Below are 17470 nucleotides of genomic sequence, written 5' to 3'. Positions count from 1 at the left end.
GACACCGCGCTGAGAAATCCGCGGTCCGGTGGCTCACCGGGGCCCGCCCGTGCCGCGCTCACACCTGCTGGGGCACGATCACGACCGGGCATGCGGAGCGGTGGAGTGCGGCGTGGCTGACCCGGCCGAGTTGCAACCCGGTGTAGTCACGGCGGCGGAGGGCGCCGACGACCAGCAGATCGGCCTGCTCCGACACATCCAGCAGGACCCGGTGCGCCGGCCCTTCGATGACTTCGCGGTGGACCGCGACGTCGTCCTGCTTGCGCTCGACCTGGTCCAGCACCTCACTGAGGACGCTCGCCGCCTGCTCCTCGTAGATCAGGCCGCTCGTCTCACGCTCCAGCGGCGACTGGCCCATACGGGGCCGCGCGGGGCGCCGCCAGGAGCGTACGGCGTGCAGTGCGGCGTCCCGCGCCCGTGCCTCGCGGAAGGCGAACCGGACGGCGGCCGACCCTTCGACCAGGTCGCCGACCGCGAGGACCACGCGCCGCAGGGCGCCTGCGCGGTTCTTCTCCCCGCCCCGGACCACGGCCACCGGGGAGACGGCACGCGCCGCCACCGCCAGGCTGACCGACCCCAGCACCGTCTCCGCGACCGCGCCTCTGCCACGGGACCCCGTGACCACGGCGAACGCCTCACGGCCCTGCTCCAACAGCGCCGTCACGGTGTCCTCGGCCACGACCTCGGCGGACACCTTCACCTCGGGGTCGCGCAGCGTCGCGCGTTCCGCGCAGGAGCCGACAATGTACTCGGCCGTCAGCTCCCCCGCGGGACGGTCGGTACCGAACGAGGGGAGACACTCCTCGTACCGTTCCCATCGGGAGGCGTGGACCAGGTGCAGGGGGAGCCCATGGCGTGCCGCCTCGTCCACGGCCCAGCCCACGGCCTGCAAGCTGGACTCCGATCCATCGACACCCACGACCAGCGGGAGCGCCATCGTCCCCACCGCCTTTCCTCCGGTCGGCTCGTCCGCTTCGGGTACCCCGTGGCCACGCGCACACCGCCCCGGCTCGGACCCGCCGCCGGTCCCGCACCGGATGCGAGCCGGGGAGATCGGCCACACGATGAAGGCATGCCGGCCCCCCGCCCCACCGGGCACTTCGGCTCCTCGCGGGTCCCGGCCGCCCGGCGAGGGCGGCCGGGGCGGCCCGTAGCGGAGGACGGCCCACGGTGACCGCGGGGCTGTCGCGGGAGGAGGCGGCGCGGCGGCTGGAGGAGTGCGGGGCCAATGTCGTCGCCCGGGAACGGCGTACTCCGGTGTGGCGCCGTGTGCTGCAACAGTTGCGCGATCCGCTGATCGTGGTGCTGCTCGTGGCCGCCGTGCTGACCCTGACCACCGGAGATCTCCCCGACGCCGCGGTGATCCTGCTCGTCATCGTGGTGAACACCGTGGCCGGTGTCGTCCAGGAGGTACGGGCGGAGCGGGCGGTGGCCGCCCTGACGGCCCTCAGCGCGCCCACGGCCCGGGTGATGCGCGACGGCGAGGAGCGTTCCGTACCGGCCGCCCATGTGGTGCCGGGAGACCTGGTCCTGCTGGGCGAGGGGGACATCGTGCCCGCCGACGGTGAGGTCACAGGCGCGGCCCTGCTCCTGATCGACGAGTCGGCGCTGACGGGCGAGTCCGTCCCGGTGGAGAAGGCCGCCGACGCGGACCGGCCGCTGTCCACGGTGTCGGCGGGCACGGTGGTCGTCCGCGGCCGCGGTCGGGTCCGGATCACCGGCACCGGCCCGGACAGTGCGCTCGGCCGGATCGCCGCCCTGATGGGAACCGCGCCCGGACTGACCCCGCTCCAGCGGCGGCTGGCCCGGTTCGGCAGGGTGCTGGCGGCCGTCACCGTCGCGCTGTGCGCGGTGGTGCTCGCCCTGGGTCTGGTGCGCGGGCAGCCGGTCGAGCTGATGGTCGTGGCCGCGATCAGCCTGGCCGTCGCGGCCGTACCGGAGTCGCTGCCCGCCGTGGTCACCCTCGCCCTGGCCCTGGGGGCACGGCGGATGGCGGAGCGGCACGCCATCGTCCGGCGGCTGCCCGCGGTGGAGACCCTGGGCTCGGTCACGGTGCTCGCCACCGACAAGACCGGCACCCTGACCGAGGGCAGGATGGCCGCGGAGAGGCTGTGGACACCACAGGGCGAGGCCACCGTCAGCGGTATCGGTTACGGCCCCGAAGGCCGCGTCGCACGCGACGGCCACCCGGTGGCCGTGAGCGACGCCCCGGACCTGGCCGCGCTGCTCCGGGCCTCGATGCTGTGCAACGACGCCGCGCTGGAGCCCCCTTCGGACGGCGATGGACGGTGGCGTGCGATGGGTGACCCCACCGAGGCGGCCCTGCTCGCGGCGGGCGCCAGACTCGGCCTGGACCGGGCCGCGCTGGAACGCGAACTGCCACGGGTCGACGAGATCCCCTTCGACAGCGCACGCAAGCGCATGACGACGGTGCACCGCGCACCCGGCGGCGAACTGCGGGTCGTGTGCAAGGGAGCCCCCGAGGTGATGCTCCGGCCGCCGGTCCTCACCGATCCCCCGGACACCCGGACCCGGGCCGCCGATCAGGCCGAGACCCTGGCCCGCGACGGATACCGGGTCCTGGCCGTGGCCTCGGCCGACCACGACGAGACACGGCTGAGGAACCCGGACACCTGGGAATCGGGGCTTTCGCTGCTCGGCCTCGTCGGCATCCTCGACCCGCCCCGCGACACCTCACGAACCACCATCACGGAGTGCCAACAGGCCGGTATCACCCCGGTCCTCATCACCGGCGACCACCCCCTCACCGCACGGGCGGTGGCCGCGCGTGCGGGCATTGTGGCCCGGGAGGACGAGGTCACCACGGGCGACCGGATCCGTAAGGGCACCGCGGGCCCGCTGACCGCCTTGCGCGTCTACGCCCGGACCACGCCCGATCAGAAGCTGGACATCGTCCAGGCGTGGCGCGCCTCGGGGCAGGTGGTGGCGATGACCGGCGACGGAGTCAACGACGGTCCCGCGCTGCGCCGCGCGGACATCGGCGTGGCCATGGGACAGCGCGGCACCGAGGTGGCCCGCCAAGCGGCCGACCTCGTGCTCGCCGACGACAACCTGGCCACCGTCGTCTCCGCCGTGGAGGAGGGCCGCCGTGTCTACGCCAACGTGCGCCGTTTCCTGCTCTACGCCCTCGCCGGGGGAACGGCGGAGATCCTGGTCATGCTCCTCGGCCCGTTCTTCGGCATGCCCCTGCCCCTGCTCCCCGCGCAGATCTTGTGGATCAACCTGCTCACCCATGGGCTGCCCGGGGTGGCGATGGGGGCCGAACCCGTGGAGCCGGGGGTGATGCGCCACTCACCGCGCCCGCCCGAGGAGAGCGTCCTGGGCGCCGGGCTCTGGCCCCGGCTCCTGGCCATGGGGGTCTTCGTCGCCGCCGTCACGCTGGTCGCCGGAGTCTGGGCGCGGGAGACCGGCCGCCCGTGGCAGTCCATGATGTTCCTGATCCTGGGCGCCACCCAGCTCGGCGTCGCGCTGGGCTCCCGGGCCCGCCCGGGCAGCCTCGCCAATCCGTTCCTGCTGCTCGCCGTGGGCACGGCGCTGGTCCTGCAAGCGGCAGGCGTCTATCTCCCGCCGCTGCGCGCGCTGTTGGGCACGGAGCCCTTGCCACCCGCCGACCTCGTGATCGCCGGTGTGCTCTCCGGCCTGGGGCATGTCGTGATGCACGTGCAGAGACGGCTCTTCCCGGCGCGTCCCCCGCCCACCCGCACGGCGCCCGGCCCGGCCCATGGCTGACCGGGTGGCGGCACGGGCTCAGGTCCCCGCCCAGGCTGCCGCGGGAAAGCCCGGGGTGCGCCAGATCTCACCCGCCGCCGTGATCCCCAGCGCCTCGTGGCCCTCCAGCGCCTCGACCCAGTCACGGGCCCCGTCCCCCATGGCGAACGCGGCCGTGGCGTAGGCGTCGGTCCGGGTGAGGTGGCGGCCGGTCATGGTGAGCGAGAGCAGGCCGGTGGCGGGGCGGCCGGTGTGCGGGTCCAGCACATGCGCGCCGCGCTCGCCCGTCCCCGAGGTGGCGACGGCCAGCTCACCTCCGGTGACCACGGCGGCGAGCTTCCCCGGGCGGGCGGGGTGGGCGACGCCGATCCGCCAGGGTGTGCCGGGGGCGGCCTCCCCGCGCGCCTGGATGTCTCCGCCGCCGTTGACGCAGGTGTTGTGGGCGCCCGCAGCGTGCAACGTCCGCGAGACCCGCTCGACCGCCCAGCCCTTGACCATCCCGGAGGGGTCGAGCCGGCCGCCGGGGGTGTGGGTGAACCAGCCGCCGGTGGCGTGCGCCACCTCCTCGCACAGCGCGAACACCTCGGCCACCTCCGGCCCGTACCCCTCCGGGACCGGCTCGCCACGGCCCAGGCGGCTGATCACGCTGCCGGAGCGGTAGGTCGAGAAGACCTCGTCCACCTGGTGCAGCCAGATCACGGCCTCCTCCAGAGCCCGGCGGACGGGCGGGGTGACCGGGTCGCGGAGGTCGAAGGAGAACACCGTGCCCATGGTGTGCTCGACATGGCGCAGTCCGCGCGCGGGGGCGGACGCGTCAGACACCGGCCCGGTCCAGTGCGCTCTGGAGCGACCGGGTGTACCCCTCGCTGGTGTAGGTGGCGCCGGAGACCGCGTCGATATGGGCACTCTGGGCGCTCAGCGCCTCCTGGGTCAGCCGCGGTACGGCGTCGGCGGCGATCTGCCGGGAGCGGGGCCGGTCGTACGGTGTCCGGAGCGCCTTGACGGCGGTGATCCGGCCGTGCGAGAGCGTGACGGCCACCTGGACCGGTCCGTACGCGGTGTCGCTCACGCCACCGGTGTAGCTGCCCGAGACGCCGCCCGAGCGCTGGTGCCCGGTCGGTGCGGGGGACGAGGCGCCCGACGGGCCGGTGCCGGGCGAGGCGGAGGACGACGCACCCGGCGGCCCGGAGGACGGCGGCGATGCCGCCATGGCCGGGGCCGGGTCCTGATGCGGTTTGAGCGAGAGCAGCAGGACGATGCCCGCCACGGTCGAGACGGTGGCGACGGCGGCCTTGCGCACGGTGGGTCTCCTTCGGGTGCGGGTGGAATGGATCGGGCACTCGGATGCGGCGCGCACCGGACTCAGAGCGCGAATGACTCGTGGTGGATACGGCGGCGCGGCACCCCCGCGGCGCGCAGGGCGCGCAGCGCGGCCTGCGCCATGCCCGGCGGGCCGCACAGGTAGACATCGCGTTCGGCGAGGTCGGGCACCAGATCGCGCAGTGCCCCGGCGGTCAGCGGGGAGGACCAGGCGGCCGGCTCGTCGACGACGTAGTGGACGGCCGCCCCGCGCGCGGCGGCCACGCCGTCCAGCTCCGCGCGGAGCGCCAGGTCCTCGGGGCGCCGGGCCCGGTAGACGAGGATCACCTCGCCGGGCAGGGTCTCGAAGAGGGTCCGCAGCGGGGTGATCCCGACGCCGCCGCCCAGCAGGAGCGTCTTGCGCGCACGGCGGTGGCGTGCGGTGAAGGCCCCGTACGGGCCCTCGGCGAGTACCCGGGTGCCGGGCCGGAGACGGGCGAGGGCCGCGCTGTGACCGCCGGACGCCTTGACGGTGATCCGCAGATACGCGGGGTGCGGTGCGGCCGACAGGGAGTAGGGATTGGCGGCCCACCACAGGCCGCGGGTCAGGAACCGCCACCGGAAGAACTGCCCGGGGTCGGCGCGCAGCTCCGCCAGCCTGCTGCCCGACAGATACACCGATACGACGCCCGGGGCCTCGGGCCGGACCTCGGTGACATACAGCCGGTGGCGCAGCGCCCGGTGTACCGGGACGGTGAACCGGTACCAGGCCAGCAGCGCCGCCACCGCGATGTAGAGGGTGTACCAGACCATCCGGGCGGGCCGGTTTCCGGTGAAGTCGGCCCCGTTGGAGAGCTGGTGTCCGAAGGCCAGGAAGACCGCGAGATAGGTCGCGAAGTGCAGCAGGTGCCAGGTCTCGTAGGGGACGCGACGGCGCACGGCGCGCGCGGACACGATCGCGGTGACGAGGAACAGCAGGAAGCCGATCGTCCCCTTGAGCAGGTCCGGGTAGTGCAGGACCAGAGTGGTGGTCTGGTTCACCGGGCCGGTGTGCGACTCCAGCGCGTACCCCCAGATGATCAGCAGCACGTGGGCGCAGACCAGCGAGATCGTGTAGCGGCCGCCCAGGGCGTGCCAGCGGGCCAGCCGGTCGGTGCCGACGGCGCGGTCCAGCAGCGGTACGCGCGCCATCAGCAGCAGGAGGACCGCGCATGCGTAACCGGCGAGCAGCCCGGTGATCCGCCCCGCTCCGGTCAGCCAGCCGGCGGCCCCGACGACCGAAGGGGTGTCGCGCCACCACAGGGCCAGGACGGCGGCGCCCCCGCCCCAGATGATCAGGCGCGCGAGCAGCGGGACGGGGCTGGGCCGGCGCGGTGCCGACCGGGACGGGCGGGTCATGGCCGGGGCCGGTGGCGTGGTGCTGGTCATGGCTGTCCTCTCGGCGGCGTGCCCGGTCAGCGTCATGGGCGAAGCTCTGAGGACCCTCTGAACCCGGGCGGACACCTTCGGATTCAGAGGAAACTCAGAGGAAAATCAAAGGAAGGGGGGACCGCGGCACCGCGCACCGCGAGGGATGCTGGATCCATCATGGATACGCACTCCACCGGCCGTTTTCTGCTGCGGCCCGACGGCGCCCGGGTCCGCGTGCTCGTCGTCGACGACGAGCCCGATCTGACCGAGGTGCTGTCGGGGGCGCTGCGCTACGAGGGCTGGGAGGTCCGTACCACCGCCGACGGCGCGTCCGCGCTGGACGCCGCGCGGGCGTTCCGCCCGGACGCGGTGGTGCTCGACTGGATGCTGCCGGACACCGACGGGCTCACGGTGCTGCGCGCGGTCCGAGCGGAGCTGCCGGATGTGTGCGTGCTCTTCCTGACCGCGCGTGACGCGGTGGAGGACCGGATCGCGGGCATCACGGCCGGCGGTGACGACTATGTGACCAAGCCGTTCAGCCTGGAGGAGGTGCTGGCCCGGCTGCGCGGGCTGCTGCGCCGGGCCGGGATGGCGCGGGAGCCGGGCGACGACCGGCTGGTGGTCGGGGATCTGGTGATGGACGAGCAGGCGCGGGAGGTGACCCGCGGAGGTGTGGCCGTGGAGCTGTCCCGCACCGAGTTCGAACTGCTGCGGTTCCTGATGCGCAACCCCCGGCGGGTGCTGTCCAAGGCGCAGATCCTGGACCGGGTGTGGAGCTATGACTTCGGCGGCCAGGCCCATGTGGTCGAGCTGTACATCAGCTATCTGCGGAAGAAGATCGACGCGGGGCGAGCGCCGCTGATCCACACGGTGCGCGGGGTCGGCTATGTGCTGAAGGCGGAGGCTTCGTGACGCGGCCGCGCACGAGGCTCACCAGGTGGCTGTCCGGGTGGCTGCCCCGTACGCTGCGCGCCCGGCTGACCGCCGGTCTCGTGGTGCTGCTGGCGGTGGCGAGTCTGGCAGTGGGGCTGACCACGGTGTTCGCGCTGGAGGGGTTTCTGGTGCGCCGGGTGGACCAGCAGCTCACGGCGGCCGGTGGCCGGTTCCCGGCCAGTCTGGAACACGGTGAGCGGCGCCCCGACGCCGACAACGCGCCCGACACCCGTGGCCAGTCGGACCGCACCTTCGGCGCCCGGCTGCTGCGCGGTACGACGACGGACGCCGCGGTGGTGCACGACCAGACGGACGCCGCCGTACCGCTGACCGGCGCCGACCGGCGGGTCCTGGCGGAGGTGCCGGTGAACGGCGGCGGCCACGACGTGCGGCTGTCCGCGCTCGGCGGCTACCGCGTGGTCGCCGTCCGCGGGGACGACGGCGATGTCCTGATCACCGGGCTGCCGCTGCGCCCGGTGGAGGAGACGGTGCACCGGCTGGAGATCGTGGAGGCCATGGTGTTCGGCAGCGCGCTGCTGGTCACCGGGGTGGCCGGGGCGCTGTGGGTACGGCTGTCGCTGCGGCCGCTGCGGCGGGTGACCACGACCGCCGCCGGGGTGGCCGAGCTGCCGCTGGCCAGCGGTGAGGTGGCCATGCCGCCGCCGGTGCCGGACACCGATCCGCGCACCGAGGTGGGTCAGGTGGGCACCGCGCTCAACCGGATGCTCGGCCACGTCGGGGACGCGCTGGCCCGCCGTCAGGCGAGCGAGGAGCGGCTGCGGCACTTCGCCGCCGACGCCAGCCATGAGCTGCGCACGCCGGTGGCCTCCGTCCGGGGCCACGCCGAATTGGCGCTGCGCCATCCGGGGCCGGTGCCGGAGGAGGTGCGGCACGCGCTGGATCGGATCCAGGCCGAATCGGAGCGGATGTCCACCCTGGTGGACGATCTGCTGCTGCTCGCCCGGCTCGACGCGGGACGGCCGCTGGCCCGCAGACCGGTCGATCTGACCCGGCTGGTGCTCGACGCGACCGGCGACGCGAGGGCGGCGGGGCCGGGCCATCGCTGGCGGCTGGAGCTGGCCGAGGAGCCGGTGACGGTGCTCGGCGACGAGCACCGCCTCCAGCAGGTGGTGGGCAATCTGCTGGCCAACGCCCGCACCCACACCCCGGCCGGAACGCGGATCACGGTCCGGCTGGCACCGGCCGGTGAGGACTGGGTGGAGTTCAGCGTGGCGGACGACGGGCCGGGGGTGCCCGAATCGCTCCAGGACGAGGTGTTCGAGCGGTTCGCCCGCGCCGACCCGGGGCGGGCGCGGACCGCGGGCGGCACCGGACTGGGCCTGGCGATCGTCCGCGCCGTCACCGCGGCACACGGCGGCACGGTCACACTGACCAGCAGACCGGGGGCCACCGTCTTCCGGGCCCGGCTCCCCCGTCGCACCACGGCGCCCGATCCGGGCTGACTGATCACCAGCGCAGTCGGGCGACCACGTGCCCTGCCGGACCCCGGCCGACTCCCGGAGGCGTGCCCTCGGTGATGGCCGCGAACAGCACGGCGACGGCGGTGAAGAGCCCGGCCGAGGAGTTCGGCACGAAGGGCGCCGCGGCGAGGGGGCCCAGCGCGATTCCGGCGTTGAGCGCGGAGCCGCTCACGGGCAGCGGCAGTGGGCGCCGTGTCCCCGGCCATGCTGCCCGAAAGCCATCGTTCGCCAAAACCATTTGTCATCAAGGGGAATATCGGCCCGACTCCGGGAACTTTTACCTCCTCGCCCACGACCCTTCAGGTATGTGGTTTCTCCTGCCTCATCAGGTGTGACTCGGCGCCATCCCGGGGGCCCGCTGAGGAAGTCGTCGTGGAATGCGGGGTGGTTCCGTCGCGAGGGGCGGGAATTCCGCATGCCGTGGTGGCTATACCGTGGTCCGTCCCGGGGGCGTTTCGTATATCGAAGTGATCTGGCATGTGCGAATTCCCCGGCGATTTCCATTCCGCCCACACTTGGAGCGACGATGACCTCCTCCACGGCCGGTCAGGTCCGGCCCGTACCTCTCCCCGCCGGCGAACGACCGCGGCCCGCATGGCCGGTCGCGGGCTTCGTCGTGCTGCTGGGCCTGCTGTTCACACTGGCGTACGCGGTGGGCGGGCTCGCGGGACCGGTGGCACCCGGGATGCGTCCCTCGGACGGCGGTGGACCGGGCCGGAGCGGGCCTGCCGATCCCGGTGGCATGGGCGGCATGCACGGTATGGGCGGCATAGGTGATCCTGTCGAGGGCGCCGAGCGGGGCGGGAGCCGGTGATGGCGGATCGGCCATCACCCACCGCTTCCCCCGTCCCCGCGGACGATCCGGTCTCCACCGTCCTGGTGGTGGGAGGCATGACGTGTGCCGCGTGCGTGGGCCGGGTCGAGAAGAAGCTCGGCCGCCTCGAAGGGGTGAGCGCCACGGTGAATCTCGCCACCGGCCGGGCCAAGGTCTCCCATCCGGCCTCGGTGTCCGTCGCCGGACTCGTGGCCGTGGTCGAGTCCGCCGGCTACACGGCACGGCCCGCCGAACCCCCCGCCGGGCCGCCGGACCCCATACGGCCGGGTGAGCACCGGCGGCCGCCCGACGGGCCACCCGGGAGCGGCGGCGCGGAAGAACGGCAGGAGCGTGACCGGCTCCTGGTCACCACACTGCTGGCCGCCCCGGTGCTGGTGCTGTCGATGGTGCCCGCATGGCAGTTCCGCAACTGGCAGTGGCTGTGCTTCGTACTGGCCGCGCCGGTCGCCGTCTGGGGAGCGTGGCCCTTTCACCACCGCGCGCTGCGCGGGTTGCGCCACGGCACGGCGACGATGGACACCCTGGTGTCCCTCGGTGTCGCGGCGTCCTTCGCCTGGTCCTCGTACGCGCTGTTTCTGGGCGGGGCGGGTGAGCCGGGGATGACCATGCCGCTGAGCCTGGTGCCCTCCGCGAGCGACGGCGTGGCCCATGTGTACCTGGAAGCGGCCGTCGGCGTACCGCTGTTCATCCTGGCGGGACGGTGGCTTGAGGGCAGGGCGCGCCGGGGTACCGGGTCGGCGCTGCGCTCCCTGGCGGAACTCGCGGCGAAGGACGTGGCGGTGCGGCGCGGCGGTGTGGAGCGCCGCATTCCGGCGGCTGATCTGGCGGTCGGCGATGTGTTCCTGGTCCGGCCCGGGGAACGGGTGGCCACCGACGGCACCGTCGTCGAGGGCAGCTCGGCCCTGGACCTCTCCCTGGTCACCGGGGAGAGCCACCCCATCGAGGCCGGGCCCGGTTCGCCGGTGATCGGCGGCGCGGTGAACTCCGGTGGTCTGCTGGAGGTACGGGCGGACGCCGTGGGCGCCGACACCCAACTCGCCCGGATCACCCGGCTGGTGGAGGACGCCCAGACCGGCAAGGCGGCCGTCCAGCGGCTCGCCGACTCCGTCGCGGCCGTCTTCGTGCCCGCCGTGATGTCCGTCTCCGTGACGGTGCTCGGCTTCTGGCTCGGTGCCGGAGCCGACCGGCAGGCCGCGATCACCGCGGCGGTCGCCGTCCTGGTCGTCGCCTGCCCGTGCGCGCTGGGCCTGGCCACCCCCACCGCGCTGCTGGCCGCGACGGGGCGCGGGGCGCGGCTGGGCATCCTGGTCAGCGGGGTTCAGGCGCTGGAGCGTCTGAAACACATCGACACCGTGGTCCTGGACAAGACCGGAACCCTCACCAGTGGCCGGACGAGCGTCATCGCCGTCACCGTGCCCGCCGATGCCGATGCCGATGCCGACGCGGGCGAGGTGCTGCGCCTGGCGGCCGCCGTCGAGCAGAGGTCCGATCATCCGCTGGCGCACGCCATCGTCGCCCATGCCCACCGTCAGGGGGACGGACGCCCACTGCCACGGCCGGTCGGTTTCGCCGCCGCGCCCGGCTCCGGGGTGAGCGCCGTGGTGGACGGCGAGGAAGTGGCCGTGGTGCGGCCCGGAGAACTGAGCGGGATCCCCGGTCGTCTGCGGGAGGCGGTCCACGCCGCCGAGACCGCCGGTCACACCGCGGTACTGGTCCGCGTCGGGGACGTCCCACGAGCGGTCATCTCCGTGGGCGACACCCTGCGCTCCGACGCCTACCGTGCGGTCGAGCATCTGCGCCGGCTGGGGCTGCGCCCCATTCTGGCCACCGGGGACCGGGAGGCCACCGCGCGGTCCATCGCCGGGCGGCTGGGCATCACCGAGGTCCACGCGGGGGCGCTGCCCGAGGACAAGGCCGCGCTCGTCGCCACGCTCCAGGGCCACGGCGGCCGGGTGGCGGTCGTCGGTGACGGTGTCAACGACGCGGCCGCGCTGGCCGCCGCCGACCTGGGCATCGCCATGGCCGGCGGGACCGACGCCGCGATCGGCGCCGCCGATGTCACCCTCGTCCGCGAGGACCTCCAGGCCCTTCCCGACGCCGTGCGGCTTGCCCGGCACACCCTGGCCACCATTCGCACCAATCTGGTGTGGGCCTTCGGCTACAACCTCGTCACCCTGCCGCTCGCCGCGGTCGGCCGGCTCGACCCGATGATCGCGGCCGCGGCCATGTCGGCCAGTTCGCTGTTGGTCGTGGGCAACAGCCTGCGCCTGCGCACCTGGAAACCCTCCCGGCCACGCGCTTTCGGCCACGGCTCCGGACGGCCCCGCACCGCGACCGGATGGGAGACGGCATCGTGATTCCCCGACCCGCTGGCGGGGTGCGGATCGCCGCGCTCGGTTCGGACCGTACGCACTGGTGGGCGCTGCGCGCGGCGGCGGTTCCGGTGCTGGCCTGCCTGCTGACCCTCGGCACTCTCCTCGCGTGGACCGCCGCGGGCGGGGCGGGCGCCCCCGCCGCCCTGAGCGTTCGCGACGGACGTGTCTTCGCGCCCACGAACCCCGAGGCGACGGCGGCCTTCTTCACCATCGTCAACCGCGGCGACAGCGACGATCAGCTGACCGGCGTCACGGCACCGGGCGGACAGCGCGCCATGCTGAGCCGGAGCGTCCCGACCGGCAAGGGCGCGCGCCACATGAAGATGATCTCCGCCGTCACCGTACCGGCGGGCGGGGCCCTCCGCATGACCGCGGACGCCGTGGACGTGATGCTCAAACCGCCGCCCCGGATAGCTCCGGGCGACCGGCTCACCCTCGTGCTGCACTTCCGGGACAGCCCATCGATCACCACCCGGGCCCTGGCGGTACGCCCCGGCCGGTGACCGGGCGTACCGCCGACAGCGCCGGGCGGCGGACCGCACGCCCGGCGTCAGGGCGCGGCGACCGTCAGCCCGCGACGTGGCCACACCGCCCCGCACCCGCGACTCCCCCTCCCTGGCGCCCGGTTCGGCGAGCGCCCGGCAGCGGCGACGGAAAATCCGGCACGACGCAGAGCCGAGGGCCCGGGTGCGGCGGCAGGCGATCGCATCGCCTGCCGCCGCACCCGGGGGTCCGCCGCCGGACGTCGGTCAGGCCATGGCTTCGGCCGTGACCGGTGGACGGGGGGAGCCGGTACGGCCCGCCACCGCCGGTTCCGTACCGGCTGGTTCCTCCTCCTCGGAGGTGATCTGCGCGATCAGGGTCTCCCGGGCCCTGGCCACGCGGGAGCGGATCGTGCCGACCGGGCATCGCGCCACGGTGGCGGCCTCCGGGTAGGTCAGCCCCAGCAACTGGGTGAGCACGAACGCCTCCCGCCGGGGCTCGGGCAGCGCCGCGAGCAGTTCGCCCAGTACGACGCTCTCCTCGAAGCCCGGTACACCGCGCGGCTGATTCCGTTCCGCGGCCCCCTGCCAGTCATCGGTCCCGGCCGGCCTGGGACGGGTGGACAGCCATCGGATCCGATCGGCCACCACCCGGCGCGCGATCGCGAGCAGCCAGGTACGCGCCGACGACCTGCCCTCGAATCGGGGGAGGCTGCGCAGAGCGCGCAGATAGGTGTCCTGCACCAGATCGTCCACCGCTTGCGGATCACCGCTCAGGTGCGCCACATAGCGGCGGACGTCCGGACGGGTGGCGCGGACGAACTCCTCGACGGCGGCCGGGTCACCGTCGCGGGCCGCGAGCGCCCAGGACGTCACGGCGGCGTCGTCACGCATGCCCGCCCTCCCCGTGCCGGTCACCGCTCTTATCGGGGAGGATGGCGGCATGCTCTGCTCGCGGATCCGAACGGCCGTCTCCGCCCGCCTCGACGGTGAGGAACTGCCCCCGGGCGTCACCGTGGAACAGCTGACAGCCCATCTCGAGGAGTGTGCCGCCTGCCGGCTGTGGGAGACCCGGGCGCGGCGGCTCGACGAGAACGTCGCGCGACTGCGGGACGCGGGGACCGCCCCCGGTGGGGAAGCGCCGGGGCCACCACGGCAGGCGTTCTGACACTCGGACATGCGTGGCCCGGACGGCACGGCGGACGAACGGGCCGACGGCCGTCCCACTACGGGGTCGGGGCGCCCCGGGGCATCGGCGCGGCCGCGGACACCTCTCGGGGAAGAGCGCGGTTTCGGGTACGGATGCTCTCGGCATCCGGACAGGAGTCATCATCGGGAGTCCTTCGCGTGATCCGGTCACCGTGTCGTACGGCACCGGCACAATGAGTGACCAGGGCGCGGCGGCTCTCGGCGACGCGATGGCGCGTCCGGACGCGCCCTGGCGGGAAGTGGACCGGCTGTCAGCGGACAGCCGGTCGCGGCGGAGGACCCCGCAGGGAGATGGCGTGGGCGAGCAGCGGTTCGCGGGCGGTGCGACGCGGCTTCTCCCGTACCGCGCCGACGGACGGCGGAGCCTCGGGAATCACCACGCCGAAGACGACCGTCAGCGGTGCGAACCACCGGGCGGCCGCCGTGCGCGCCAGCCGGAAGGCGGCCCGTTCGCCGCCCCACAGCCACCATGCGCTCAGGACGGCGATCAGAAGGTGCGCGGCCACCATGCCGGTCGTGTTTCCGTGCATGGCGTCGTGCCCCATGGCATGCGGCATCCGGCCCATATGGCCGGCCATCCGGCCGCCAAGGTGCCCATGCTCGGCCATGGCCGGGGCCGCGTCGCGGAGATGCCCGCTCAGCCCAGCGCTCCGGGCCACCCGCGCGGCCTCGCTCCCGGAGAGCGAGGCCCGTTCCGGCCCGCACAACAGGGCGGCGGCCCAGCGCTGGGCCGGTGACGGCCGGGACCCGCCGCCGTCCAGAGCCTGGCCGATCGAGAACGCGGTGTGCAGCGCCGCCTGTGTGCCCACGGTGAGCAGCCCCACCACGACCGGACCGCGCTCCCGGCCGGCGAAACACCATGCCACGGCGGCCGTCGCCGCCAAGGCGCCCAGCAAGGTCGGCAAGGGCACCGGAACACCGGACATCACCACGTGCCCCAACGCGGTGAGCAGCACGCAGACCACCGCGAACACCGCGGCACGCACCGTCTTGAGCATCTGCCCCGCACGCATGATGCCGCTCATCGTCTCAGCGGGGCAGGAGCGCGGGACACCCGGGGCCACGGAAGTCCGCGACCAGATCCACGGTGACCGGGCCTGCCCGCAGGGTCCGGGTGCCGCCCGCCGACCGGGGCGGCGCCGGTACGTCTCGGGCACGTCGGATCTGGGTCACCACCGGCGACCTGATCACCAGCCTCGACCTCACCGCCGGCGGCCAGGGCAAGGAGGCCGCCGTGGGAGAGACCATCACGGTGAGCCGCCGACAGCGCACCGACGTGGAGATCGAGATCAGGTTCCGGCCGCTGGACGGCGTGAACCACAATGGTGACCGCCCGGAGGTCCGGCGCGTCGACCTGATCGTCGGCGAGATCACCGGGCCGTCCGCCGACCTCGACGCGGACACCAACCCGACCACCAGGGTGGTTGGCCGTTTCGGCCCCCGGGACTGGCGCAAGCAGGGCGAGTACTACGTCATCAAGCACACGTTGCGCAATGTGGAGACCGATATGTACGCCCGCGTCCGAGGCACCAGCACCGACGAGGCCGAGCCGCTCGCCGACGGCAAGGAGTCCCCGTGGGAGGACCTGTGGTTCTACTCGAACCCGGTCTTCGTCCACGTCCGGTAGGGCCGTCCGGTAGGGCCTGGCGGCAACTCGGGCCCGGTCGCGACCGCTTGTGCGGTCCGATCCGCGCATGACGGAGCCGGATGACGCCACGCGGAGCGCGAAGCCTGGTGCCTCCGCTGATCGGATTCAGCGGAGGCACCACTTCAGCGGACGTGTCGGAGGCGGATGTCAGACTCACGGCCATGCAGACCCGCCCCGCCCGTGCCGCGTTCGACATCCGCCATGACGACCCCCGGCTGCGCTACCGGGGCGCGGTGTCCCTGGAGCGTGGCCCCGGGTGGACCGCGCCGTGGCGGCTGCCGCGTGCGGAGGCCGCGCTGTATCTGCCGGAGGGCGGGCTGGGCCGGGCCGCGATGCCGTCGGGAGTGCGCGTGGCGCTGCGTACCGACAGCGCCTCCCTCGTCTGCCGCTACCAGGCCGACCCCGCGCCCAGGCTGAACGGGCCCGGGGAGCGGGCGCGCCTCGATGTGCTGTGCGACGGGCGGCGGGCCACCACCGTGGAGCTGGAAACCCACGGCGGGGACGCGGAGTTCCGGTGCGAGGGGCTGCCGGGTCGGATGGCGACGGTCGAGCTGTGGCTGCCGTTCTACCATCAGTTCCGGTTGCGCGGACTGTCCGTGGCGGCGGGCGCGGCCCTGGAGGATGACGGCCCGGGGTGGCAGCCGCGCTGGATCCACTGCGGCAGCTCCATCTCACAGGGTCGGGGCGCCGCGTCCCCCAGCCGGACCTGGACCGCCTTGGTGGCCCGGCGGGCCGGATGGGATCTCACCTCGCTGGCCCTGGGCGCGTCCAGCTGTCTGGAGCCCATGACCGCGCGGCTGATGCGGGATCTGCCGGCCGATCTCCTCACCCTCTGCGTCGGGGCCAACGTCCAGGCGCTCGGCAGCCACAACCGCGACGCGCTGGTCTCGGCGCTCGTCGGTTTCGTCCGCACCGTGCGCGAGGGCCATCCCACGACCCCGTTCGTTCCCTGTCAAGTGCCGCGTGTTGAGGCAAGAGCGTCCGACTGGCGGCTGGCCCATCTGGCCGGACACCCGGCCGCTGCCGTCGGTGGCGGCCCCACCCGTCGAGTACGAGAAACAACCACTACCGGGAAACCACGAAACCCCAGGTCGCAACCAACATCTGAGATCTCTACCGAACTCGGAACGGTTCAGTTGTCCCCTTGCGTGAGGGGTTGCATTTGCTCACCGGGATGGCTGATTTAGCCGGAACGAACCGTGTTACCAATGAGTTCAGAAGCACTGTGGATCTCGATCATCGGGGAGAGTAGATCCAGCAACGCGAGAGTAGCTCTGTGATGCTCCTCGCTGACACCAGCGCATGCATCCGAGACAACCGTCACCGCGCGCCCCGCATCCACAGCGCCGAGAGCGGTGGAGAGTACGCAACAGTCCGTGGCAACCCCACATATCGTCAGCGGGGCGCCGGCGGTTATGCGGTCGAGTTGGTCACCCCACTTGCTGAATGTCGGAAGGGTTACCACCGGTGTGCCCGGGCGCACCGGGATGGTGACGTTCCACAGGGGCGAGTTCGCGGAGCAGCGCATGGAGTGCCACCGGTCGTAGTACGCCTCCCACTGCCCTGGTTCCTCAGGGTCTGGAACGAAACGGGTGATGACCGTGCGCCCGGCGAACCGCTCGCACAGCTCCGAGACGACCGGCTCGATCGTGCCGTAGTCGGGAATGCCCCAGACGCTGTCAGGTTCGGCGAACGCTGTTTGCATGTCGATGACGACAAGCCACGGCTGAGTGAGGGTGTCCGTGCTCATGTGCGCCCTTCTCGGATCTGAGCCTTTGTATGGTACGGCGCGATGAATATCGCTTCTGCGTGTCAATGGTTGCGAGGTCGAAGGTGAGTCTGCTGCACGTGGCGGAGGCATTGTCTGGCCAGCCCCCTGCTCAGCCCTGTGGAGCGGGCGAGTTCGGCGGCGTTCGCCGAAGTCGAGCCTCCTTTGCGTTGGGTATCCAGTGCGGCTGCGACTCGTTGCAGAGCCCATGGGGGAAGCGAGTGCGGCATGTTCTTTGCTCTCGAGCGAAGGAAGGACAAGAGGTGTGGGGGATGACTGAAACCGCCAGGTGGCGCCACGC

At 73.2% G+C, this 17470-nt stretch carries 17 protein-coding genes; 9 read left to right on the top strand and 8 right to left on the bottom strand.

All coding sequences use genetic code 11. From position 1 onward, the window contains the following. Positions 1-58 precede the first annotated feature (58 nt). Positions 59-937 (bottom strand): universal stress protein, encoded by an 879-nt coding sequence (locus tag NQU54_RS07495; protein WP_257630480.1) that lies wholly within the window; start codon positions 935-937, stop codon positions 59-61. A 233-nt stretch (positions 938-1170) separates the two neighbouring features. Here NQU54_RS07495 and NQU54_RS07490 point away from each other — a divergent pair, with 233 nt between their 5' ends. Next, on the top strand, positions 1171-3750 hold the full coding sequence (locus NQU54_RS07490; protein WP_257630364.1) for a cation-translocating P-type ATPase: 2580 nt from the start codon (positions 1171-1173) through the stop codon (positions 3748-3750). Positions 3751-3768: 18 nt separating this feature from the next. Here NQU54_RS07490 and NQU54_RS07485 read toward each other — a convergent pair whose 3' ends face one another. The 3 genes from NQU54_RS07485 to NQU54_RS07475 form a co-directional block, all read right to left on the bottom strand. Next, a complete protein-coding gene (locus tag NQU54_RS07485) occupies positions 3769-4500 on the bottom strand; it encodes an FAD:protein FMN transferase (protein ID WP_257630479.1) in 732 nt (243 codons plus the stop codon). 43 nt (positions 4501-4543) lie between these two features. After that, positions 4544-5029 carry an FMN-binding protein gene (locus tag NQU54_RS07480; protein ID WP_257630363.1) on the bottom strand — a complete coding sequence of 162 codons (486 nt, stop codon included), beginning with the start codon at positions 5027-5029 and terminating at the stop codon, positions 4544-4546. A gap of 62 nt (positions 5030-5091) precedes the next feature. Further along, on the bottom strand, positions 5092-6456 hold the full coding sequence (locus tag NQU54_RS07475; protein ID WP_257630362.1) for a ferredoxin reductase family protein: 1365 nt from the start codon (positions 6454-6456) through the stop codon (positions 5092-5094). 159 nt (positions 6457-6615) lie between these two features. Here NQU54_RS07475 and NQU54_RS07470 point away from each other — a divergent pair, with 159 nt between their 5' ends. Together NQU54_RS07470 and NQU54_RS07465 are read left to right on the top strand one after the other, a co-directional pair. Beyond that, the gene (locus NQU54_RS07470; protein WP_069860679.1) at positions 6616-7350 is read left to right on the top strand and encodes a response regulator transcription factor; all 735 of its coding nucleotides are present in this window, start codon (positions 6616-6618) and stop codon (positions 7348-7350) included. Further along, positions 7347-8834, top strand: coding sequence for a sensor histidine kinase (locus NQU54_RS07465; protein WP_237288166.1), 1488 nt, complete (start codon positions 7347-7349; stop codon positions 8832-8834). Before NQU54_RS07470 ends, NQU54_RS07465 begins: the two co-directional genes overlap by 4 nt. A gap of 4 nt (positions 8835-8838) precedes the next feature. Here the strand turns inward: NQU54_RS07465 and NQU54_RS07460 are convergent, their stop codons facing one another. Beyond that, positions 8839-9024, bottom strand: a complete 186-nt coding sequence (locus NQU54_RS07460; RefSeq protein WP_257630361.1) for a hypothetical protein — start codon at positions 9022-9024, stop codon at positions 8839-8841. A gap of 354 nt (positions 9025-9378) precedes the next feature. On the opposite strand from NQU54_RS07460, the gene NQU54_RS07455 reads away from it, so the two are divergent. Genes NQU54_RS07455 through NQU54_RS07445 form a run of 3 tightly spaced genes read left to right on the top strand, consistent with a single transcriptional unit; the run spans position 9379 to position 12565 of the window. Beyond that, a complete protein-coding gene (locus NQU54_RS07455) occupies positions 9379-9666 on the top strand; it encodes a hypothetical protein (protein ID WP_167505501.1) in 288 nt (95 codons plus the stop codon). Then, the gene (locus NQU54_RS07450; RefSeq protein ID WP_257630360.1) at positions 9666-12044 is read left to right on the top strand and encodes a heavy metal translocating P-type ATPase; all 2379 of its coding nucleotides are present in this window, start codon (positions 9666-9668) and stop codon (positions 12042-12044) included. Before NQU54_RS07455 ends, NQU54_RS07450 begins: the two co-directional genes overlap by 1 nt. After that, positions 12041-12565 (top strand): copper chaperone PCu(A)C, encoded by a 525-nt coding sequence (locus NQU54_RS07445; protein ID WP_257630359.1) that lies wholly within the window; start codon positions 12041-12043, stop codon positions 12563-12565. The genes NQU54_RS07450 and NQU54_RS07445 overlap by 4 nt, the downstream gene beginning before the upstream one ends. Before the next feature lie 246 nt (positions 12566-12811). Here the strand turns inward: NQU54_RS07445 and NQU54_RS07440 are convergent, their stop codons facing one another. After that, complete coding sequence (locus NQU54_RS07440) at positions 12812-13438, bottom strand: sigma-70 family RNA polymerase sigma factor (RefSeq protein WP_257630358.1); 627 nt, start codon at positions 13436-13438, stop codon at positions 12812-12814. 49 nt (positions 13439-13487) lie between these two features. On the opposite strand from NQU54_RS07440, the gene NQU54_RS07435 reads away from it, so the two are divergent. Next, a complete protein-coding gene (locus tag NQU54_RS07435; protein ID WP_257630357.1) occupies positions 13488-13712 on the top strand; it encodes a zf-HC2 domain-containing protein in 225 nt (74 codons plus the stop codon). Between the two features lie 292 nt (positions 13713-14004). Here the strand turns inward: NQU54_RS07435 and NQU54_RS07430 are convergent, their stop codons facing one another. Further along, positions 14005-14778: a PE-PGRS family protein gene (locus NQU54_RS07430; RefSeq protein WP_257630356.1), complete on the bottom strand. Its 774-nt coding sequence runs from the start codon at positions 14776-14778 to the stop codon at positions 14005-14007. Positions 14779-14840: 62 nt separating this feature from the next. Here NQU54_RS07430 and NQU54_RS07425 point away from each other — a divergent pair, with 62 nt between their 5' ends. Then, a complete protein-coding gene (locus tag NQU54_RS07425) occupies positions 14841-15380 on the top strand; it encodes a hypothetical protein (RefSeq protein ID WP_257630355.1) in 540 nt (179 codons plus the stop codon). A 182-nt stretch (positions 15381-15562) separates the two neighbouring features. Then, positions 15563-16588 (top strand): SGNH/GDSL hydrolase family protein, encoded by a 1026-nt coding sequence (locus NQU54_RS07420; protein WP_257630354.1) that lies wholly within the window; start codon positions 15563-15565, stop codon positions 16586-16588. Here NQU54_RS07420 and NQU54_RS07415 read toward each other — a convergent pair. Next, the gene (locus NQU54_RS07415; RefSeq protein WP_257630353.1) at positions 16585-17151 is read right to left on the bottom strand and encodes a cysteine hydrolase family protein; all 567 of its coding nucleotides are present in this window, start codon (positions 17149-17151) and stop codon (positions 16585-16587) included. The two genes, NQU54_RS07420 and NQU54_RS07415, sit on opposite strands and share 4 nt — an antisense overlap. Between the last annotated feature and the right edge of the window lie 319 nt (positions 17152-17470).

The sequence above is a fragment of the Streptomyces malaysiensis subsp. samsunensis genome (assembly GCF_024519315.1).
In the GTDB taxonomy this organism is placed as follows: Bacteria; Actinomycetota; Actinomycetes; order Streptomycetales; family Streptomycetaceae; genus Streptomyces; species Streptomyces malaysiensis.
The sequence above is the reverse complement of the archived record's forward strand: the minus strand, read 5'-3'. Positions and strand labels throughout refer to the sequence as shown.